The organism is Sphingomonas sp. GM_Shp_2, assembly GCF_026540875.1.
Classification (GTDB): Bacteria; Pseudomonadota; Alphaproteobacteria; order Sphingomonadales; family Sphingomonadaceae; genus Sphingomonas; species Sphingomonas carotinifaciens.
The window spans coordinates 1-21,007 of the sequence record NZ_JALNUQ010000064.1 but is presented as its reverse complement, the minus strand read 5'-3'; the positions used below and the strand labels follow the sequence as shown (position 1 = coordinate 21,007).

The window sequence follows — 21,007 nt, the reverse complement described above, 5'->3', positions numbered from 1 at the left end:
GCGGAGGATGCCGCCGGCCCGGCGACCGGCTGGCGCCGGATCGACGGGCTGGGCCAGAACGGCGCCGCCGTCACGGCAGAGGCCGGCGTCACCCTCGATTACCGCATCACCCTGCCGCCCGGCCGCTGGCGGATGACGGCCGATCTGCTGCCGACCTATCCCGATGCGGATGGTGCGCCCCTGGCGCTGTCGGTCGCGCTGGACGGGGCCGCGCCCGTCATGCTGACCGCGCCCCGCAACACCGGCGACCCCGCCTGGGCGCAGGCGGTGCTTGCGAACCGCATCGAACTGGCGCTCCCCACACCCATGCCGGGGGGTGCGCACCGCATCAGCCTGCGCTTTCCGACCGCGGCGGTGATCGTCGACCGGATGCGCTTCCAGCGGATCGCCGCGGTGGATTGACCGACCGATGGTCGGGCGGATACCACGGCGGGGTCGATGTGGGAGAGATCGGGGCGATCCCGGCGCCGAAGGAGCAACCGCCCCGGAAACTCTCAGGCAGAAGGACCACGCGGCGCATAACATCTGGAGAGTGATGCGGTTTTCCCCGCGTCCGCCGACGGGATAGCGATCTCAGGCACAAGGGACAGAAGGGGCATGCAATGGCCGGCACCTGTCGGCGAAAAGGACCGCATGCACACCGACCCCGTCACCACCCCGCTCGACCGCGACGTCCACCGACCGATCAGCGTCGCCGAATTGTTCACCATCGGCATTGGGCCCTCCAGCTCGCACACGGTGGGGCCGATGCGCGCGGCGTTCGATTTCGCACAGCGGGCGCTGGGTCTTGAAAGCGCGCCGGTGCGCGTCACCTGCGACCTGTACGGGTCGCTGGCGCTTACCGGGCGCGGCCACGCCACCGACACCGCGACCATCCTGGGGCTGGCCGGATGGGAGCCGGAACGGCTCGATCCCGATGCCGCACCCGCGATCCTGCGCGACATAGCGGAGGGCGGGCAGGTGATGCTGGGCGGTACGCACGCCATCGCCTTTCCGGCCGACGCCATCGTCTTTCACCCGCGCGCCTTCCTGCCCGAACACCCAAACGGCATGACCTTCACCGCCACCTGTGCCGATGGCCGCGTTCATGCCGAAACCTATTTCTCGATCGGGGGCGGCGCCATCCTGCGCAAGGGTGCGCCGGTCGCCGCCACCAACGTCGCGGTGCGCCACCCCTTCGCCTCCGGACTGGACCTGCTGGCGATCGGTGACGCCACCGGGCTCGGCATCGCCGATATCGTCCGCGCCAACGAGGAGGCGTGGCGGTCGCCTCCCGAGACGGATGCGTTTCTGGATGCGGTCCGTGCGGCGATGCGTGCGTGTATCGATCGCGGGATCGCGCAGGAGGGCGTGTTACCGGGCGGGCTGAAGGTCAGGCGGCGGGCGCACAGGCTGGCGGAGAGCCTGACGGGCGAGCGGCCGGGCAGCAATCCGGCGGAGGTGTTCGAATGGGTGAGCCTGTGGGCGCTGGCGGTCAACGAGGAGAATGCGGCGGGCGGCCGGGTGGTGACCGCGCCGACCAATGGCGCCGCCGGCGTGCTGCCCGCGGTGTTGCGCTTCTATGAAACGCTGATCCCAGGCGCGACGCCGCAGGGCGCGCGTAGCTTTCTGCTCACGGCGGCCGCGATCGGCATGTTGTACAAGAAGCGCGCCTCGATCTCCGCGGCCGAAATGGGGTGCCAGGGCGAGGTCGGCGTCGCCTGTTCGATGGCGGCGGGCGCGCTGGCCGCGGTGCTGGGCGGCAGCAACCGCCAGATCGAGAATGCCGCGGAGATCGGCATGGAGCATAATCTGGGTCTGACCTGCGATCCGATCGGCGGCCTGGTCCAGATCCCGTGTATCGAGCGCAACACGATGGGCGCGGTGAAGGCGATCAACGCCGCCTATCTGGCGCTGCGTGGCGATGGCAGCCACATCGTCTCGCTGGACGCCGTGATCGAGACGATGCGCCAGACCGGCGAGGACATGCGCTCGCAGTACAAGGAAACCAGCCTGGGCGGGCTGGCGGTGAACGTGGTGGAATGCTGAGCGCCGTTCAGAACAGGTTGCGCCGGAACAGAGCCAGCGTCCAGTCCATCGCCTGGAGGAACAGCGCGGGGTCGTAGCGCGGCCCTTCGTCGCGCAAGAAAGCGTGCTGCCCGTTCACCTCATGCCATTCGTACCGCGTACCGGCCGCCTCCAGCGCCGTTCGGATCGCCTCGCGCCCTGCATAGGGAACGTGCGGGTCCTGCCGCCCCCAGACGAACATCGCCTCCCCCTGCAACGCCGCCATGCGCGCCAGGCTGTCGTCGCAGCGGCCATGCCCCAATGTGCCGGAATGGATATCAGTGGCGTAGAAGCAGGCGGCGGCCGAGACGCGCGGATCCAGCGCGGCGCGGTAGGCGAGATGGCCGCCCAGACACACGCCAAAGGTCGCAAGCCTGCCGCTACAGGCGGGATGTGCGGCCAGCGCGGTCAGCGCGGCTTGGGCATCGGCGTCATAGGCGGCGACCGGCTTGGTGAATTTCAGCGCGTTGCCGCGGTCGGTGCCGGCCGGGTCATAGGCGAGCACGGTGCCGGCGGGTTCATATTCGTGATAGACCTCCGGCACCGCCACCACATAGCCCTGCCCGGCCAGCATCGCCGCCAGCCGGCGGATCGGCGCGGTCACCTGATAGATTTCCGAAAACAGCAGGACGCCGGGATATTGCCCGTCGCTCGCGGGGCGGAACAGGTGGGTGCGCATCGTGCCGGCGCCCGGCACCTCGACATCCAGGGTTTCGTCGCTGCGAAGGATCATCGTTCGTTCCTGCTTGGCCTTGAGGGCAGGCATGGCAGTGGCAGCGCGGCGCCCCCGAGGCAAGGATCGTTGCAGCGACGGAACGTAAGTGCCGCGGTCGCAGTTTCTCGCGGACATCGGAGTGACATAGATGACCGCCAGTGCCCGCCTGACGTTTCTGACCCGGATCGGCTTCGCCACGCGCGGGCTGCTCTACATCGTCATCGCCATGCTGATCCTGCGCACCGGCCGGGCCGAGGACCCCAGCGGCGCGCTCGAATATCTGGGCGAGGGCGGCGGCCAGTGGCTGCTCAGCGTCATGGCGGCGGGCCTGATCGCCTATGGCATATGGCGGCTGGCGGATGCGGCATTCGATATCGAGCGCCACGGCAGCGACCGGAAAGGCGCGATGGAACGCGTCGGCGCCGGCATCAGCGGCCTGGTCCACCTGTTCCTGTCCTGGCAGGCGATCAGGCTGATGCGCGGCGCGGCGGCCTCGGGCGACGGCACGCAGGCGGGAGCGCAGGCCGCCCTCGACCTGCCCGGTGGCTGGGCGCTGGTGCTGCTGGGTGCCGCGATCCTGTTCGGGCTGGGCGCGATCCAACTGGTAAAGGCCGCCAAGGGCAGCTTCCTGCGCTATCTGGAGCCGGAGATCGCGCGCCAGCGCTGGGCGCAGTGGAGCGGCCGGGCCGGCTATGCCGCGCGCGGTCTCGTCTTCCTCATCAGCGGCTATCTGCTGATGCGCGCCGGGCTGGACGAGCAGGCGGCACAGGCCGGGGGCATGGCCCGCGCCCTGTCATGGCTGACCAGCCCGTTCGACCTGATCGTCGGCGTCGGACTGGCCGGCTTCGGCCTGTTCAGCCTGATCGAGGCGCGCTTCCGCCGGTTGCACGACGTACCCGTCGACCATGTGGTGCGCCGCGCCACCCGCCTGCGCTGACCCGTCACGCGGATGCCTTGGCATCGCGTTTCAGCATCACGTCCTTGACGGTGTTGCCCGCCAGGCCACCCGCCGCCAGCGACACGACGACGTTGCCGACCAGCACATCGGCGATGCCCACCACGCTGGCGAACGCGACCAGCGCGGTGGTGGTGATCGGCATCGCGGCGGCCGCCTTGGTCAGCGTCACCCTGGCCGAGTCCCGGATCGCCTGCACGCGGGTAAGCGCCGCGGCCAGCGGCTGATCCGCTTCCGCCAGCGCGATCAATGCGCCCAGCGCCGCGTGCAGCGCGCGCAGATGGGCCAGCGCATCCTCCCGGTCATTCTCCACCGGCCCACCATTGTCGCGCAGGCGGGTTTCCTCCGCGATCAGGCGATCCACCGCCAGCAGCGCCGCCGGCGCCAGCGTGCGGACCAGCAGCGCCTGTTCGCGGGTCGAGGCACGACCCGTCCACCCCGATGCGCTGACCGGCGCCTGCCCGCACACCGCCTCCATCAACGGCGCGAACGCACTGCGCACCATGTCGCGGCGTTGCTGCCGGTCCGCGGTTTCGCGGACGTGGCGGACAAAGGCGGGCAGATTGGGCTCGGCGGCGACGCTGGCCGGCGCCAGCGGCCGCAGGTCGCCGCGCTGCAGGAGCGCGCGGCGCAGCGCCTTGTACCGGCTGTCGTCGGCCAGATCCTGGATGCCGTCGCATCCGCCCAGGCAAAGCGTGCGCAGGCGCTGCACCGCTTCCTCGTCCGACAGGCCTTCGGGCCAGCCGGTCATCCGGGTCCCGTTCTTCTCCATGCCGCGGCCTCCTTTCCAGCGTGTCGGCACGGCGTATCATAGCGCTTGGCCAAAAGGAACATAGCAAGAACATCAACTTAGCGACCAGCCATCTATTTGCGATTGCAACGCAAAACGCTTGCCCCGCGCCGTCAGATCGCTATTGCGAGCCGATATCAAGGATCGGGGGAATGAAGATGGTGGCTGGTTCCAGCCTGTGGACGATCGCGCTTGTCCTGAGCGCCGCACCCGCAACGGGCAATGTCGCGGTGGACGATGCCCCCGCAGCGGCGGTGTCGATGCCGGATGAGGACCCGCAGGATCAGGCCATCGTCGTCACTGGCGAAAAGGATACGCGGCCGACGACGTCGACGCGGCTCCCGCTGACCCTGAAGGAAACGCCGCAATCGGTGACCGTGGTCGATCGCCAGCGTATCGAGGATTTCAACCTGACCTCGGTCACCGAGGTGCTGGCCCAGACGCCGGGCGTGACGATCTCGTCCACCGACAGCAACCGCACCAATTTCAACGTCCGCGGCTTTGCGGTGCGCAACTTCCAGCTCGATGGCGTACCGACCATCTATCAGGTGAGCGGATACGAGAACAGCGCGGTCGGCGACATCGCCATCTATGACCGGGTGGAGGTGATCCGCGGCGCGGCCGGGCTGGTGACCGGCGTCGGCGACCCTTCCGCGACGGTGAACCTGATCCGCAAGCGCGCGCCGGGCGAATTTCGCGGCTATTTCTCGATGCAGGGCGGCAGCTTCTCGACCTATCGGCTGGAGGCCGATGTCGGCGGCCCGGTGACGCAGGACGGATCGGTCCGCGCCCGCGTCGTCGCGGCCTATACCGATCGCGAATCCTATATCGACCTGCAGCATGATCGTGTCCCGGTGCTGTACGGCACGCTGGAATGGGACGTGACGCCGCACACCCGTCTGCGCGTCGGTGCCGACTATCTGCGCACCGATTCGCGCGGGGCGGGCTGGGGCTCGGTCCCGCTGCTCTACACCGACGGCACGAAGACGGATTTTCCGCGCTCCTTTACCGGCACCACGCGCTGGACCCAGTGGCTGCGCGAGACGACAACCGTGTTTGGCGCGGTGGAACAGGATATCGGCAGCAACTGGCTGCTGCGCGTCAGCTATAATGGCCGGCGCGGCGATAACGACAGCACGCTGTTCAATATCCCCAACGGCTTTCCCAATCGCGACGGCACCGGTCTGGGCGCGCCCTTCTCCTTTTATGGCGAGGTCGACCAGAACGAGGACGCAGTCGACGCCTATGTCGCGGGCAAGGTGACGCTGTTCGGCCGCGAGCATGAGGTGGTCGCCGGCATGAACCATTTCGAGCGCGACTTCCTGGTCAACCGCTCGCGCTACGGCGCAACGCCGCCAGGCTATCCGACCGCGGAGACAGGCACCCCCGACATCGGCCCGTGGAACCCGACTTTCCCCCGGCCCGACATCATCCGCTCGACCGTGCCCGATTTCACGCAGGATCTGCGCCAGACCGGCGGCTACGGCGTCGTCCGCCTGAACCCGGCGGACTGGCTGAAGGTGATCGCCGGCGTGCGCTACACCGACTACAAGGCCGACCGCGACAATTACAATCTGGCCGGCGTGTTGCAGCCCGACGGCGTCAGCAACGTGCAACATGAGAGGAAATGGGCGCCCTATGGCGGCATCGTCGCCGACCTGACACCCGCGATCTCGCTTTATGCCAGCTATGCCAGCGTCTTCACGCCGGTGTCGGCGCGCAACGCGAACAACGACATCCTGCCCCCCACCACCGGCGCCAATTACGAGGCGGGTGTGAAGGCGACGCCGTTCGGCGAAGGCTTCACCGTCTCGGCCGCCGGCTTCCATATCCGGCAGGACAATCTGACGATCACCGATCCCAATGCCGTGCCCAACTCCCTGCCCGGCAACCTGACCCCGTCGCTGTCGGTGTCGGGCGTGAAGACCTGGGGCGGCGAGGCCGAGGTTGCGGGCGAGCCCCTGCCCGGCTGGACGATCAACGGCAGCTATACCTATGCCCGGTCGGAGGATCGCGCCGGCCTGCGCATCAACCCGTTCTTCCCGCTGCATCTGGGGCGCGTCTATACAACGTACCGCCTGCCCGGCGACCGGCTGACGATCGGCGGCGGCGTGACCGCGCAGTCGCGCATCTTCGACCGCGGCAACGTGCCCTCCGGCCGGTTCACCGCCGCCGGTGCGCCGATCCTGGTCGCCGGCGAGGTCGAACAGGGCGCCTATGCCACCGTCGATGCGCTCGCCCGCTACAAGCTGACCGAGCGTGCGATCCTGAGCGTCAACGTCACCAACCTGTTCGACCAGAGCTATTATCGCAATGTCCGCTTCGCCTTTGGCGGGCCGGGCGGTTTCTATGGCGAGCCCCGCCGGGTGATCGGCAGCATCCGGGTAAATTTCTGATGTAAGGGGGGCGCCCCCCTGCGCCGCGATCGCCTGCCTATCCTATGCGATTGCGGCGCAAGCAAAAAATCTGATCGGGCAGACGCTTCTGGCTTCGGAACCGGCGGGTTCGGGGGTATGCGCATGCTGATGCAGGAAGGTACCCCCATGAATTCACCGGCCCACGCGACATTGTCGTGATCGGGGGCTCGGCAGGAAGCGGCGCCGTCCTCAAGACGTTGATGCAGCGCCTGCCCGCCGACCTGCCGGCCAGCCTCTTCGTCACCACGCACATCCCTGCCCACAGCCCCGGCTTCCTGGCCGAGATCCTGTCGAGCCGCAGCGCGCTGCCCGTGATGCAGGCGGTCGATGGTCAGCCGGTCGAGCGCGGCCATGTCTATCTGGCGGCACCCGACCGGCATCTGCTGCTGATCGACGGCATCATCCGCCTGGGCTTCGGCCCGCGCGAGAACATGGTGCGCCCGGCGATCGACCCGCTGTTCCGGTCCGCCGCGCTGTCCTTCGGTCCGCGCGTCATCGGCGTGATCCTGACCGGCATGCTGAACGACGGCGCGGCCGGGCTGCATGCGGTAAAGGCGGGCGGGGGGCTGGCCGTCGTCCAGAACCCCGTCGATGCCCATGCCGACCAGATGCCGCTGGCGGCCCTGCAGACGACCGAGGTGGATCATGTCGTGGCCGCGGCCGGGCTCGGCGACCTGCTGGTCGAACTGGTGAACGACGCGGCGGGCCCCCCGGTGCAGCCGGACGAGAATCTGCAGCTGGAGGTCGGCATCGCCGCGGGATCGCGGCTGGGCAGCACCAGGTTGCTGGGCATCGCCAATCCCAGCGCCCTGTCCTGCCCCGATTGCCACGGCGTGCTGTCGGAGGTCCGCGGGGCCGTGCCCCTGCGCTACCGCTGCCAGATCGGGCATGGCTATACCGTGGAAACGCTGGCGGCGCACGGCGACGAGGTGGATGAAGCGATCCGGGTGGCGATGCGGGTGATGGAGGAACGGGTGACGCTGGTGGAGCGCATGGCACTGGATGCGCGGGCAAGCGGCCGCATCGCGGTCGCCGAACTCTATGAGGCGCGGGGCGAGGAATATCGCCGCTACGCCGCCACGCTGCGCGACGCCGCAGTCGCCTCGCTCCGGCTGGGCGGCGCGCCGCACGCACAGGATGTCTGACCCCATGGCCCGTGACATGCAGGACGGCGGCACGCCGTCCGCCATCGTCGGCATCGGCGTCGGCACCGCCTCGCTCGCGTCGCTCAAGGCGCTGTTCGGCGGCATCGCGGGCAGCGCGGCGGGCGAAGCCGCCTATCTGGTCGCGGTGCGCCAGCAGGACGGGTCGGATGTCGCCGTCGTGGTGGAGGCGCTGCGCGCAGCCGCCCCCTTGCCCGTCGCGCTGGCCTGCGATGGCGAGCGAATCGCCCCCGGCCATGTCTATGTCGGCGGGCACGACGACATGGTGACGATCGCCGACGGGCATCTGGCGGTCCGCGTCGCCTCCGAACCGGTGGGGCATCGCGGCACCATCGACACCATGCTGATCTCGCTGGCCGAACAGGTCCATGAACGCGGCATCGCCGTCATCCTGTCGGGCCTGGGCACCGACGGCAGCGCCGGCGTCACCGCCACCAAGAAATGCGGCGGCCTGTCGATTGCCGAATGGATGGACGACGGGGATGCGCCAACCGTCGACGGGGGCGGCCCCTACGGCGTCACCGACATCCGCGTACCCGCAGCGGAAATGGCCGGGCAGATCGAACGCTACATCGCCAACCTCGCGGCGCCGGGCGCCGAGGAAAGCGAGCAGGCGCCGGACAACGCCGAGGCGCAGGTGACGCAGATCACCACCATCCTGCGCAACGTCACCGGCAACGACTTCCACGACTATAAGCGCGGCACCTTTCAGCGCCGGGTCCATCGCCGCATGCTGGTGACGCAGGTGGACAGCATCGACGCCTATGTCGCACGGCTGCGCGAGGATCATGACGAGGTGCAGGGACTGTTCCAGGACCTGTTGATCGGCGTCACCCAGTTCTTCCGCGACCCCGCCGAGTTTGCGGTGCTGGAGGGCGAGATACCGCGCCTGTTCCAGAACAAGGCGCCCGGCGGGCAGCTGCGGGTCTGGGTGCTCGGCTGCGCCACCGGCGAGGAGGCGTATTCAATCGCCATCCTGCTGCGCGAGCACATGGCGACGCTGGCCCGACCGCCCGAGGTGCAGATCTTCGCCACCGATCTCGATGCCAGGGCGCTGAACCTGGCACGCGCCGGCCGCTATACCGCGGCGATCGCCGGCCATATCCGGCCTGACCGGCTGGAGCGCTGGTTCGTGCGCGAGGGCGACACCTATTGCGTCGCCAAGGAACTGCGCGAGATGTGCATCTTCTCGCCGCACAACATCGTCAAGGATGCGCCCTTTTCGCGCATCGACATCCTGTCGTGCCGCAACCTGCTGATTTACCTGAACGCCGAGTTGCAGGGGCGGGTGATCCCGATCTTCCACTTCTCGCTGCAACCCGGCGGCGTGCTGTTCCTGGGTTCATCCGAAAGCGTCTCGCGCCACCAGAAGCTGTTTACCCCGGTTGATCGCCGCAACCGGGTGTATCGCCGGCTGGAGACGGGTCTGCGCACCATTCCCGATTTTCCGCTGAGCGCGCGGGTGCGCACCCCCGACATGCAGTTTGCACCGGCCGCCGCCCGCTCGCCGGCCGGGCAACTGGCCAGCGCGGTCAGCCGCAAGGCCGAAGCGCTGGCCGAGCGCTATGCGCCTGCCTATGTCGTGGTCGACCAGCAGTTCGACGTGCTGCACTTCTCCGGGCGCACCGGCCGCTATCTGGAACCCAGCACGGGTGCCGCGACGCTCAACCTGCTCAGCCTCATCCACCGCGACCTGCGCCTCGACCTGCGCTCCGCCCTCTCCCGCGCCAGCAGCGAAAGCCGCCGCATCGAACTGCCCCGCCTAACCATCCACCAGGAAGACCGCGCCCATGCCGTCAACCTGATCGTGGAGCCGGTCGGCGGGCCGGACGCGCAGGCGCTTATGGTGCTGTTCCAGGATGTTGGCCCGGTCGCCCTGCCCGAGGACGGCGACGGCGACCGGCTGGCGACCGACGAGCATGTCCAGCGGCTGGACGCGGAACTGCGCGTCACTCGCGACCGCCTTCAGGCGACGATCGAGGAGTTGGAATCGACCAACGAGGAACTGAAATCCTCCAACGAGGAATATCAGTCGATCAACGAGGAACTCCAGTCCGCCAACGAGGAACTGGAAACGTCGAAGGAGGAACAGCAGTCGATCAACGAGGAGTTGCAGACGCTGAACCACGAACTCGGCCACCGGGTGGGCGAGCTGGGACAGACCAACTCCGATCTGAAGAACCTGCTGGAATCGACGCAGATCGCCACGGTCTTCCTGGACAACGGCCTGCGCGTACGCTCGTTCACCCCGATCGCGACCGAGATCTTCCACCTGCTCGACACCGATGTCGGCAGGCCACTCGACCACGTCGTCTCGCGCGTCCATTATCCGGAACTGCCCGACGATGTGCGCCATGTGCTGAAGACGCTGCAACCGGTCGAGCGGGAGGTGATCGAACCCGGCACCAGCCGGCACTTCGCCGCGCGCGTGCTGCCCTATCGCAGCACCGACAATTTCATCAGCGGGGCGGTGGTGACCTTTAACGACATCACTGCGGTGCGTCAGGCCGAAACCGCCAGCCGCGCCAGCGAGGAACGCTACCGCGCCTTTGTCACCGCCAGTTCGGACGCGGTGTTCCGCATGAACGCGGACTGGAGCGCGATGCGCCAGATGGACGGGCGCGGCTTCCTGGCCGACACCAACAGTGCGTCCCACGACTGGATGGACAGCTACATCCCCCCCGACGACCAGCCATGGATGCGTGTGGCCATCGACGATGCCATCCAGACCAAGGCGATGTTCGAGCTGGAACATCGCATCCGCCGCGCCGACGATACGATGGGCTGGGCCCATTCGCGCGCGGTGCCGATCCTGGATGGCGAGGGCGAGATCGCCGAATGGATCGGCACCGCCAGCGACGTGACCGACGAACATGGTGTCGAGGTCGATCGCCGCGCGGGCGAGGAACGGCTGCGCAGCGCGATCCAGGTCGCCCGCGTCGGCACCTGGGACTGGAACATCGTCAGCGACGATATCATCTGGTCCGAGGAATATTTCCGCATGCTCGGCTACCGCATCGGCGAGGTGACGCCCAGCCGCGACGCACTGCTCGGCCGCATTCACCCGGAGGATCGCGAGGCGACCGAAGACGCCATCGCGCATGCCCGCGATACGCAGCAGGAATATGTGCACGAGTTCCGCTCGCTCCACCCGGACGGCTCGGTCCACTGGCTGTCCGCGCGTGGCCGCTTCCTTTACGCCGAAGACGGCGAGCCGCTGCGCATGATCGGCGCGATGATCGAGACGACCGAGGCGCGCGAGTTGCAGAAGCGTCAGGCGGTCCTCGTCACCGAATTGCAGCACCGCACCCGCAACCTGATCGCGGTGGTGCGCTCGATGACCGACAAGACGCTGCGCCATGCCCCCGATCTGCAGACCTTTCGCGGCCAGTTCCGTGTCCGGCTCGATGCGCTTGCCCGTGTCCAAGGACTGCTCTCGCGGCTGGACGAGCATGACCGCGTCACCTTTGACGAGCTGTTGCGCACCGAGCTCGCCGCGCACGGCGCGATGGAGATCGAGCCCGACCGCGTGACGCTGACCGGGCCGAGCGGCATCCGCATGCGCTCGGGCATGGTGCAGACGCTGGCGATGGCGCTGCACGAACTGGCCACCAACGCCACCAAATATGGTGCGCTGAAGGAAAGCGGCGGGCGGCTGGCGATCAGCTGGCGCCTGCTGGACGAGGGCGACCGGCCGAAGCGGCTGGAGATCACCTGGCAGGAACATGGCGTCGCCATGCCTCCCGCCGACGCGCCGCCACAGGGCAGCGGACAGGGGCGCGAACTGATCGAACGCGCCCTGCCCTATCAGCTTGACGCGGAAACCAGCTACGCCTTCGGGCCGGACGGGGTGCGCTGTGTCATCATTGCCCCCATCTCCAGGACCACGGCATGACCGACCTCCCCTTGCGCAACCGCACGATCCTGGTGGTGGAGGACGAGTATATGCTCGCCGAGGAGCTGTGCACCAATCTGGCGGAGGCGGGCGCCAGCATCGTCGGTCCGGCCGCAACGGTCGCGGCCGGTTTGGCACTGCTTCATGCTGCCGCGCATCTGGACGGCGCGGTGCTCGATGTCAGCTTGCGCGGAGAGCCCGTCTTCGATCTGGCCGATGCGCTGGTGCTGCGGCATGTGCCCTTCGTCTTCGCCACCGGCTATGACGTGGCGGCCATTCCCGAACGGTTCCAGTCCGCACGCCACTTCCAGAAGCCCGTTCCGATCGCCAAGATCGTCGCCACGCTGCGCAACCGGTAGGGACGCTCACCAAACGCCCCTTTTCAGCGGCGTGGACGACCGCGCTGATCGAAGTTAGCATGACGGGATGACGCATTATACCCGTGCCGATCTCGACATGGCGGACCGCCACATTGCGCAGGGCGAGCGGCATATCGTGCAGCAGGAACAGCTCGTCACCAGCCTGCGTCTGAAGCAGCTGCCGACCGCGGCGGCGGAGGCGCAACTGGTGACGTTGAACGCGACGCTGGTGCAACACCACGCCCATCGCGCCGCCATCGCCGAGGCCCTGGACGCGGCCCTGAACGCGACCGGGCGTCAGTCCGGCCCTGATGCGAATCTACCATCCTGTACGTAGATCGGTACGATATGGCCGCCCGATCTCGCAGGCTATATCAACGGCATGCGCCAGAAAAACGACACCAGCGAGCCCCCTGTCCGCTCCGACGAGGATGAACGCGCATATTTGCTGAAGCGCGCGAAGGATCATCAGCAACTGTCTGAAACATCAAAAGAGTTTGCCGCAAAGGCAATTCATGAGAAGCTGCGTCGGCTTTATGTCGATCGTGCCGAACGCATCGAAATAGTAGTTCCCGACTAGAAATCCCGCAAAGATACCAGGAACACAAACCTTTGCAGTAGGTTGATGCGCCCGAACCGGCCCCGTTCCTCGTGGTGCCGGACGTGGAGGATCGGGCGTGAAGGCTCTAGCAATGATGGTGTCCGGTGCCGCGCTCCTGTCCGCCTGCGCGGCGCCGGCGACCCGTATCTCTACCGGTCTGCAACGCTATGGTCTCGACGCGCAGCGGGCCGATTGTGTCGGCACCCGGTTGCAGCGCGACCTTTCGCTCGGCCAGCTTCAGCAACTCGGCCGTGCCGCGGCCGCCTATGGCAAGGATGATCCGAACCCCGGCGTCCTGACCGTCGGCGATCTGTTGCGCGTCGCGGGCGAGTTGAAGGATCCCGCCATCGTCGTCGCGGTCGGCAAGGCGGCGGCCGGCTGCGGCGTGTTGCCCTGATCCTCTCGCCCCCTCCTCCCATGTCGCCACCCCCGCCCAAAACGCTTCGCGAGACCGCCGACCTGCGCCACCTGCGCCAGATCATCGGCGGGCTCGACGAGGGCGTGATACTGATCGATCCCGACCAGAGCCTGCTCTGGGCGAATGCGGCGGCGCTTCGGATGCACGGCGTCGGCGACCTTGCCGATCTGGGTGCGACGGTTGCCGAATACCGCGCCCGCTTCCACCTGCGTTACCGCAACAATCACCGCGTTCCGCCGGACGACTATCCGCTGGAGCGCGTGGTTGCGGGCGACGACTTCTCCGAGGTGGTGGTCGAGGTGACGGTCGCAGGGGAGCCGGAACCGCGCTGGGTGCATCAGGTTCGCAGCTTGGTGCTCAACGACGCCGACGAGGATGCACCCGCCTGTCTGGTGCTGATCATCCAGGATGTCTCGGCGCGGTTCGAGGCGGAGGATCGCTTCGAACAATCGTTCAACGCCAATCCCGCCCCCGCGGTCATCTGCCGGTTGAACGATCTGCGGTTCGTGAAGGTGAACCAGGGGTTCCTGGATCTGACCGGGCATCCGCGCGATCAGGTGCTGTGCCGCACGGTCTATGACATCGACGTGCTGCGCGCGGCGGAGCGGCGCGATCTGGCCAAGCAGCGGCTGGCCGAGGGACGGACGATTCCGCAGATGGAGGCCGAGCTGGAACTGCCCGGCGGCGGGACCAGGCTGGTCATCGTCGCCGGCCAGCCCATCGACCTGGGCGACCAGCCGTGCATGCTCTTCACCTTTGCGGACCTCGAGCCGCGACGGGTCGCGGAAGGGGCGCTGCGCCACAGCGAGGAGCGCTTCACCCGCACCTTCCAGATGGCGCCGGTGGCCATGGCGATCGGCGCGCGCGACGGCCACCTGCTGTGCGAGGTCAATGCTAGCTTCACCCGGATGACCGGATATGCCGCGGCCGAGATCATCGGCCGCCCGCTCGGCGACGTCGAGCTGTGGGAGACAGGGTCCATCCGTCGCGAGATCGAGGCGGCGATCGATGCCGGTCACGACCTGCGCGCCCACGAGGCCCGCATCCATGCCAAGGACGGCGCGACCATCGACTGCATCGTCTCGACCGAGGCGATCCGGCTCGGCGACGATGCCTGCGTCCTCTGGGCGTTCCAGGACATCACCCAGCGCAAGGCCACCGAACTGGAACTGGTCGAGGCGATCGAGGCGGTGATGAAGGATACGAGCTGGTTCAGCCGCTCGATCATGGACAAGCTGGCCCGGTTGCGCGCGCCGCAGCCCGGCGTCGAGGGGCCGGGGCTGGGCGACCTGACCGCGCGCGAGCACGACGTGCTGGCGCTGATCTGCCGCGGCTATGACGACAAGCGGATCGCCCGCACCCTCGACGTCGCCGCCAACACCGTGCGCAACCACGTCGCGCGCATCTACGCCAAGATCGGCGTGAACCGCCGGATCGCCGCGGTCGCCTGGGCACGCGCGCGCGGCTTCGACGGCACCGGCGTGGCGACACTGCCATCATGACATCCTCGCGGCGCCGACCGCAGGCAAGACAAGGTTCAACAGGAGTAACTATGGCTACGAATACAACTGCCGGCTTTGCGGCCGCGGACGAACGGCTGATGGGCAAGACGGCGACCCGGCTTTCCTGGGGCGCGATCTTCGCCGGTGTCGTCATCGCGATCGCGGTGCAGGTCGTCCTCGGCATCCTGGGCGCGGGCATCGGTCTGACGATGGTCGATCCGGTCGAGGGCACGACGCCGGGTGCGGCAGGGTTCGGCATCGGCGCGGGCATCTACTGGCTGATCACCACCGTGCTGGCGCTCGGCGCCGGCGGCTATGCCGCCGCGCGCGTGGCCGGCGTGCACGAACGGTTCGACGCGCTCGTCCACGGCCTCGTCGTCTGGGGCGTCACGCTGATCGTGACCTTGTACCTGCTCACCTCGGCGGTCGGCGGCATTATCGGCGGCGCATTCCGCACCGTCGGCGCGGTCGCGGGTGCCGCGGGCAGCACCGTCAGCACCGCCGTACCCAAGGCGGCGTCGATCGCCGGCGTCGACAAGGGCGATGTCCGCGAGCAGGCCGCCGCCTATCTGTCCGACACGCCGAACGATCCGGCCAGCATGACGCCCGAACAGGCGCAAAAGGAGATCGCCAAGGAACTCCCCGCGCTCGCGGCCGGCGGTGCCGAGGGCCAGCAGGCAGAGGCCCGCATCGTCGAGATCGTCGCCGCCCAGCGCCAGATCAGCCGCCCAGAGGCGCAGGCTCAGGTCGCCCGCGCCAAGCGGCAGTTCGTGCAGACCAAGAACGAGGCGGTATCGACCGCCAAGTCGGCCACCGACCAGGCCGCCGGCGCCGCGGCCGGCACCTCGTTCGTCCTCGTCGTCGCGCTGCTGATCGGTGCGGCGGCCGCCGGTTTCGGTGCAACCGCGGCCACCCGCCGCCGGCTGCGCTGAGTGTCTGCGGCGGGCCAGCGTATCGGCCCGCCGCCCCCTCCATCCAACAGGAGATCATCCATGACCAAGACCATCGGCCTTGCCGCAGCCCTTATCGGCATGATCGCGCTGTCGGCGTGCAATACGGTGAACGGCGCCGGCCGCGACATGCGTTCGGCCGGGGAGGCGGTGTCCGACGCCTCGGGCCAGTCCAAGAAGTGACCATGCCGGGCGGGGCGGTCTTCTGATCGGCCGTCCCGCTCCGCTTATCCGGTCATCCAGCGGAGCGCCTGCCGCAATCGCGCGGCACCGTCCCGGTCGAACCATGCGCCATGCGCGAAGATCACCCGCTCCGGCGTCAGCGCCAGCATCGCGCGCAGCGTCGCGGCGACCTCGCCATAACGCAGGTAGAGCGCCAGCCGCAGATAGCGCGGCGTCCCTCCCGCCTCTGTTCCGGCCAGTCGCGAAAACACGCGGGTGGCGGTCGGCAGACGCCGTGACCGCAAATGCTGCACCAGATCGGTCAGCATCAGCGTGCGCGAGGCGCGGTGGAACAGATAGACCTCGGCAAAGCCCGCACCGCGGATCACCCCCTGTTCGATCTCACTCCGCCAGGCATCCGGCGCCTCTTCGGCCAGATCATGGTCGATCCGAAGACCGGCGGCACGCACCTGACGCCGATCGCGCAGGCCCGGCGCCCCCCAGGTCACCGCATCCGGAAAGCGTGCCTGCCACCCGGCCACATAGGTCCAGTGCGCGATGTTGGGCGCCACCAGATGCCGGACGGGCCCGAGCGGCTGCAACGCCGCGATCAACGCATCGGTCACCTGTGTCGGGGAATGCAGCAGCAGGTCGCCATTATCCAGCCGTACCACCGTCATGCGCACCGGCATCGGGATGCCGCCCGGGCGCATCGGCCCGCTGTCGACGATCCAGACATTCTCGGCGACCGGCTTGGGCGTGTCGAGCGCCGGATAGGTCGCGGCTTCGTCCGCATCATCCTCGGGGCCGGGATCGCGGCCACCCCCGCGAAGGGCGCTGGCGAGCAACAGCGCCGCCCCGCCCGCCAGCGCCATCCCGGCGACTTTTCCGGTAGAGTTGATCCGCATCGCATTCGCTCCGGCCTGTGGCCAACGGGATCGCGGCACGCCCCCGCTTGGTTCCACAACTACGGATACCATTCGGTCGTATGGCGCCCCCGAAGCGACGATCAGAGCCCGACCAGCTCGCGCAGCACCGCCAGCACGCGCCGCTCGTTCGTCGGCTTGCCGGCATTGGGCACGTCGGCCAGGATCGCACCGCCGAAATCCTGCGGACGATGATGCGCGCTGGCCAGGGCGAACGGCACGCCCCGCGCCGCCAGGGCCTCGGCCACCGGTGTCACCAGTTCGCCGCCCAGATTGACGTCGAGCAGCGCGACGGTGGGACGTTCCTCGTCCAGCAGTTGCAGCGCGTCCTGAACGCTCGGCACCGGACCCAGCACCTGCCAGCCATGGCTTTCCAGCATCAACTGAAGGTCCAGCGCGATCAGATATTCGTCTTCAACAACCAGAACCGATTTGCGCATGGACGGCCTTCAACGCGACAGAGGGGCACTCCCAAGCGGAATGACGATCTGCGCGCGGAAACCGCCGATCGCATAATCCTGTTCCACCGTGCCGCGCAGTCCGTAGCTGGTCGTCGCCTCGATCAGGCGGGTGCCGTACCCCGTCGTGGTCGGCGGCGTGACGGCGGGCCCGTCGCTTTCCGCCCAGTCCAGCCGCAGCGCGGTTCCCGCATCCTCCACCTGCCAGCCGATGCGCAACCGCCCGTCCGGCACCGACAGCGCGCCGTGCTTGGCGGCGTTAGTCGCCAGTTCGTGCAGCACCAGCGCCAGCGATCCGATGATGTGGGGGCCCAGTTCGACCGGGGCGCCCGGCACAATCACCACCGCCTCCGGATTGTCGCGGTACGGCTCCATGATGCGATCGAGGAGTTCTGCCACCCCGCTCGATCCCTGTTCGGCAAAGGCCAGGTCCTGTGCCTCGGCCAGCGCGCCGAACCGGCCGAGAAAGGCGTCGCGATATTCCTCCGCCGTCCGCCCCGCCGTCGGCGTCTGCCGCGCAATCGACTGCGCCACCCCCAGCAGGTTCTTGATGCGGTGGCGCAACTCGCCGAACAGCATGTCCTTTGCCACGTCGTTACGGATGCGGTCGGTCGCATCGACGATCGACAGCAGCAGCGAATGGCTGAGCCCGTCCGGATGGTACAATGTCCGCGCGGTCAGCAGCATGGTGCGCCGCCCGAGCCGCGGGAAATCATGCTTGACCCGGTAATTCACCACCGCGCTCGCCTTGGGGATCACGTCTTCCAGCAGGCGGCGGAGTTCGGGAATATCCCACTGGCCGTTGCCGAGCGTGTAAAGGCGTCGCCCGATCGTATCGTCCCGCTCCACCCCGAACGTGTTCAGAAAGGCGCGGCTGGCGTTCTGGACACACAGATTGCCGTCCAGCACCAGCATCGGATCGGCAACGGTATCGACGATACCCTGCAACTGCACATGCCCGGTGCGCAGCACGCGGTACAGGTCTTCCATGTTCATGCCGGTATGCTCGCGCGGTCAGTCTGCTGCGGTTGTCGGAAAGAAGCGCTCCACGACGTCGCGCGCCAGTCGGGCGGGGCGAAAGGTCTTGGCATCGATGCAGCACCAGCTGGACCGGACTTCGGCCAGCACATCCTCGCCGCGCCGGATGATGGTGTTGTAGAAGGCGCGCGCCCCTTCCACCTTTTCCAGAAGGACGGTGGCGATCACATCGTCCCCCAGATAGGTGGGGCGGCGATAGGTGATCTCGTGCTTGAGTGCCACCCACAGGTGCCGGGCGACCGCATCCGCCGGGGCCAGCGATCGCCAATGGTCGATCACCGCATTCTGTACCCAGTTCAGGTAGCTGGCGTTGTTGACGTGCCCCATGAAGTCGATGTCCGACGGCTGGACCGGCACGGAATAGCGAAATGGCGCCGCATTGCTCATGGGTACAGGATTAGCATGCGCGGCTGCGAACAGATAGCGTTATCGGCTTTGGGCCGCACAGGATCAGCTTGGCCGCAAGCCGTTATACCGGGGGATTATGCCCGGGCCGCATCAGGCGGCCCGGGCCCGTCACTCACTTGCCGCGAAGCGTGTTCGCAATGGCAAGGCCGATCACGCCGACCAGTGCGGCGGTGGCATAGGGGCGCGCCTTGGCGAAACCCGTCGCCTTGTCGATCACCGGGCCGGGGTTGGCGATCGCGTCCTTGGCGGCACCGGCAACCTGCTTGGCGTTGCCGATGATCTGGTCGGCCACACCTTCATTCTCGATCTGCTTGTCGCCGATCGCCTTGCCGATGCCTTCCTTGACGTTGCCGCCCAGATCCTGCGCTTCGCCCTTCAGGGTGGTCGTGTTCATGATGGTGCCTCCGTATGCTAGGGTAATGGAACGGGATGCGTAACGATTGAAATGCGGGGAAGTCTCGCCGCGATGCGGTAAATTCGCCTTACCCGCCGATATTGCCCAGCGGCGAGCCTGCGTAATCCGCCAGCAGCGCCGCGACATCGTCGTAGATCGCTACCGCCCCCGCCCGGGTCAGTGCATCGTCGGCAAACCCGCCCGAGCGGACCGCGACCGCCGCGATGCCGCATCGGCCCGCGGCCTCGATGTCATAGGGGGTGTCGCCGACGACGATCACCGCATCCGCCGGCGTGCCGGGCAGCTTGTCCAGCGCCGCGGCGAAGATATCCGGCGCCGGCTTGGTCCGGGCGACGTCGTCGCCGCTGGTCGTCTCCGCGACCAGGTCGCGCACGCCGAGCAGGTCCAGATAATGGTCCAGTTCGTTTCGCGATGCCGAGGAGGCGAGCACCACCGACTGGCCGAGGCCATGGGCATGGGCCAGCAGGTCATGGGCCCGTGCGAACGGCTTCGCCCGGTCCAGATATTTCTCCTTGAAGATCCTGCCATGCGCCTCGCCCAGGCGCGTCACGCCGTCTTCGTCCAGGTCGGGCAACAGGCTTGGCACCAGCATGTCGGTGCCCTTGCCGATCTGGTCGTGGATCGCCTGCCGGTCGAAGCCCGCGCCGATGCCGGCGAACGCCTCCTCCCAGGCCAGCACGTGCAGGTCGTTTGAATCGATCAGCGTCCCGTCGATGTCGAAAAGAATGGCCTTGATCGGCATGGTCGCAGGTCCTGACGTGCACGGGGTGAAAGGAGCAGAACGACCCGGGGCCGCGCCTGTTCACCAAAGAAACGGCCGCACGGCCGAAGATTTCGCTTTCCCCCGTGAAGCAAGTGACTCATAGAATCCGCATGCCGATCCGTCCTGAAAACCGATGGCTCTACCCGATCGACTGGCAACAGCTTTCCCATTCGGTGCGCTTCACGCGTGCGGGTGCGCGGTGCGAACGCTGTGCGCGGCCGCATCGGCGGCGGGTGGCGCATCTGGGCGACGGGCGCTGGTGGGACGCGGGCGCGGCGTGCTGGCGCTCGGACCGGGGCAAGCGGGTGGCGATCAAGGGCGGCTTCACGCTGGCCGCGGTGCGCATGACCTATGTCGTGCTGGCCTGCGCGCATCTCGACCATGATCCCGGCAACAATGCGCCGGCCAATCTGAAGGCGCTGTGCCAGCGTTGCCACATGCTCCATGACGCGGCCGAGCATCGCTGGCAACGCTGGTGGAACGTCTATCGCCGGCGCGGCATCCGCGACCTGTACGAGGATCCGCGCATCACCCGCGCCCGCCTGGCATCGCGCTAGTCGATCAGGCGCGCGCCGCGCTCGAAGGTGAAGTAGCGCCAGATCCACTGCGCCATCACCGAGGCCCGCCGCTCGAATCCGATCAGCAGATAAACGTGCACGATCGACCATAGCAGCCATGCGGCGCGGCCGGTCAGGGTGAAGCGGCCATAGACATAGACCGCGGCATGGCGCCCGATCACCGCGGTGTCGCCGCGCGTGCGGTAGCGATAGGGGGGCGGCGGGCCTGCCTTGCGCAGGGCACGGCCGAGATGATGGCCCTGCTGCTGCGCCACCTGTGCCAGCGCGGGCAGCGGCGCGCCGTCCTGCCGGAACAGCGCCACGTCGCCCAGCGCGTAGATGTCGCGCTGCCCCGTCACCGCCAGATTGCCATCGACCGCGATCCTGCCGCCGCGGTCGTCCGTGCCGCCGATCCAGGCGGCGCCTTCCGCGGCGCGTATCCCGGCGCCCCACACCACGTTCGCCGCCT

General features: G+C 68.0%; 22 protein-coding genes, 1 pseudogene and 1 riboswitch. Of the genes and pseudogenes, 14 read left to right on the top strand and 9 right to left on the bottom strand.

All coding sequences use genetic code 11. The features are described from left to right. A pseudogene (locus OXR08_RS17055) lies at positions 1–402 on the top strand (hypothetical protein); the annotation flags it as partial. 29 nt (positions 403–431) lie between these two features. Then, positions 432–520, top strand: a riboswitch (glycine riboswitch). 113 nt (positions 521–633) lie between these two features. Next, positions 634–2,028 carry an L-serine ammonia-lyase gene (locus tag OXR08_RS17050; protein WP_112383168.1) on the top strand — a complete coding sequence of 465 codons (1,395 nt, stop codon included), beginning with the start codon at positions 634–636 and terminating at the stop codon, positions 2,026–2,028. A gap of 7 nt (positions 2,029–2,035) precedes the next feature. Here the strand turns inward: OXR08_RS17050 and OXR08_RS17045 are convergent, their stop codons facing one another. Continuing rightward, positions 2,036–2,779, bottom strand: coding sequence for a dienelactone hydrolase family protein (locus tag OXR08_RS17045; RefSeq protein WP_267351684.1), 744 nt, complete (start codon positions 2,777–2,779; stop codon positions 2,036–2,038). A 130-nt stretch (positions 2,780–2,909) separates the two neighbouring features. Between OXR08_RS17045 and OXR08_RS17040 the strand changes: the two genes are divergently transcribed. Further along, complete coding sequence (locus OXR08_RS17040) at positions 2,910–3,698, top strand: DUF1206 domain-containing protein (RefSeq protein ID WP_112383052.1); 789 nt, start codon at positions 2,910–2,912, stop codon at positions 3,696–3,698. Between the two features lie 4 nt (positions 3,699–3,702). On the opposite strand, the gene OXR08_RS17035 is transcribed toward OXR08_RS17040, so the two are convergent. Further along, positions 3,703–4,488, bottom strand: a complete 786-nt coding sequence (locus OXR08_RS17035; RefSeq protein WP_150131793.1) for a hypothetical protein — start codon at positions 4,486–4,488, stop codon at positions 3,703–3,705. A 170-nt stretch (positions 4,489–4,658) separates the two neighbouring features. Between OXR08_RS17035 and OXR08_RS17030 the strand changes: the two genes are divergently transcribed. From OXR08_RS17030 to OXR08_RS16985, 10 genes are all read left to right on the top strand, one after another. Next, a complete protein-coding gene (locus OXR08_RS17030; RefSeq protein ID WP_267351681.1) occupies positions 4,659–6,902 on the top strand; it encodes a TonB-dependent siderophore receptor in 2,244 nt (747 codons plus the stop codon). A 176-nt stretch (positions 6,903–7,078) separates the two neighbouring features. After that, the gene (locus OXR08_RS17025) at positions 7,079–8,068 is read left to right on the top strand and encodes a chemotaxis protein CheB (RefSeq protein WP_205411637.1); all 990 of its coding nucleotides are present in this window, start codon (positions 7,079–7,081) and stop codon (positions 8,066–8,068) included. A 4-nt stretch (positions 8,069–8,072) separates the two neighbouring features. Further along, positions 8,073–11,981: a CheR family methyltransferase gene (locus OXR08_RS17020; protein ID WP_267351678.1), complete on the top strand. Its 3,909-nt coding sequence runs from the start codon at positions 8,073–8,075 to the stop codon at positions 11,979–11,981. Further along, positions 11,978–12,340, top strand: coding sequence for a response regulator (locus OXR08_RS17015; RefSeq protein ID WP_112383047.1), 363 nt, complete (start codon positions 11,978–11,980; stop codon positions 12,338–12,340). The genes OXR08_RS17020 and OXR08_RS17015 overlap by 4 nt, the downstream gene beginning before the upstream one ends. A gap of 67 nt (positions 12,341–12,407) precedes the next feature. Next, complete coding sequence (locus tag OXR08_RS17010) at positions 12,408–12,677, top strand: hypothetical protein (RefSeq protein ID WP_112383046.1); 270 nt, start codon at positions 12,408–12,410, stop codon at positions 12,675–12,677. Positions 12,678–12,722: 45 nt separating this feature from the next. Beyond that, positions 12,723–12,920 carry a hypothetical protein gene (locus tag OXR08_RS17005; RefSeq protein WP_150131792.1) on the top strand — a complete coding sequence of 66 codons (198 nt, stop codon included), beginning with the start codon at positions 12,723–12,725 and terminating at the stop codon, positions 12,918–12,920. 97 nt (positions 12,921–13,017) lie between these two features. Beyond that, positions 13,018–13,338, top strand: coding sequence for a hypothetical protein (locus OXR08_RS17000; RefSeq protein ID WP_240313529.1), 321 nt, complete (start codon positions 13,018–13,020; stop codon positions 13,336–13,338). A gap of 20 nt (positions 13,339–13,358) precedes the next feature. After that, positions 13,359–14,861 (top strand): PAS domain S-box protein, encoded by a 1,503-nt coding sequence (locus tag OXR08_RS16995; RefSeq protein WP_267351676.1) that lies wholly within the window; start codon positions 13,359–13,361, stop codon positions 14,859–14,861. Between the two features lie 50 nt (positions 14,862–14,911). Continuing rightward, a complete protein-coding gene (locus tag OXR08_RS16990) occupies positions 14,912–15,793 on the top strand; it encodes a hypothetical protein (protein WP_112383043.1) in 882 nt (293 codons plus the stop codon). Between the two features lie 60 nt (positions 15,794–15,853). Next, on the top strand, positions 15,854–15,994 hold the full coding sequence (locus OXR08_RS16985) for an entericidin A/B family lipoprotein (RefSeq protein ID WP_112383042.1): 141 nt from the start codon (positions 15,854–15,856) through the stop codon (positions 15,992–15,994). A gap of 44 nt (positions 15,995–16,038) precedes the next feature. Here the strand turns inward: OXR08_RS16985 and OXR08_RS16980 are convergent, their stop codons facing one another. From OXR08_RS16980 to OXR08_RS16955, 6 genes are all read right to left on the bottom strand, one after another. Continuing rightward, positions 16,039–16,881 (bottom strand): DUF4336 domain-containing protein, encoded by an 843-nt coding sequence (locus OXR08_RS16980; RefSeq protein WP_267351674.1) that lies wholly within the window; start codon positions 16,879–16,881, stop codon positions 16,039–16,041. A gap of 101 nt (positions 16,882–16,982) precedes the next feature. Next, positions 16,983–17,339: a response regulator gene (locus OXR08_RS16975; protein WP_149682532.1), complete on the bottom strand. Its 357-nt coding sequence runs from the start codon at positions 17,337–17,339 to the stop codon at positions 16,983–16,985. 9 nt (positions 17,340–17,348) lie between these two features. Further along, a complete protein-coding gene (locus OXR08_RS16970; protein WP_267351672.1) occupies positions 17,349–18,353 on the bottom strand; it encodes an HWE histidine kinase domain-containing protein in 1,005 nt (334 codons plus the stop codon). 18 nt (positions 18,354–18,371) lie between these two features. Continuing rightward, positions 18,372–18,782 carry a thioesterase family protein gene (locus tag OXR08_RS16965; RefSeq protein WP_112383038.1) on the bottom strand — a complete coding sequence of 137 codons (411 nt, stop codon included), beginning with the start codon at positions 18,780–18,782 and terminating at the stop codon, positions 18,372–18,374. A 133-nt stretch (positions 18,783–18,915) separates the two neighbouring features. Then, on the bottom strand, positions 18,916–19,197 hold the full coding sequence (locus tag OXR08_RS16960) for a CsbD family protein (RefSeq protein ID WP_112383037.1): 282 nt from the start codon (positions 19,195–19,197) through the stop codon (positions 18,916–18,918). 88 nt (positions 19,198–19,285) lie between these two features. Continuing rightward, complete coding sequence (locus OXR08_RS16955) at positions 19,286–19,960, bottom strand: HAD family hydrolase (protein ID WP_112383036.1); 675 nt, start codon at positions 19,958–19,960, stop codon at positions 19,286–19,288. Between the two features lie 131 nt (positions 19,961–20,091). On the opposite strand from OXR08_RS16955, the gene OXR08_RS16950 reads away from it, so the two are divergent. Beyond that, positions 20,092–20,538 carry a hypothetical protein gene (locus OXR08_RS16950; RefSeq protein ID WP_112383035.1) on the top strand — a complete coding sequence of 149 codons (447 nt, stop codon included), beginning with the start codon at positions 20,092–20,094 and terminating at the stop codon, positions 20,536–20,538. Here the strand turns inward: OXR08_RS16950 and OXR08_RS16945 are convergent. Further along, positions 20,535–21,007, bottom strand: a 473-nt coding sequence (locus OXR08_RS16945) for an FAD-dependent oxidoreductase (RefSeq protein ID WP_267351668.1), incomplete at its 5' end; no start/stop codon positions are given. The two genes, OXR08_RS16950 and OXR08_RS16945, sit on opposite strands and share 4 nt — an antisense overlap.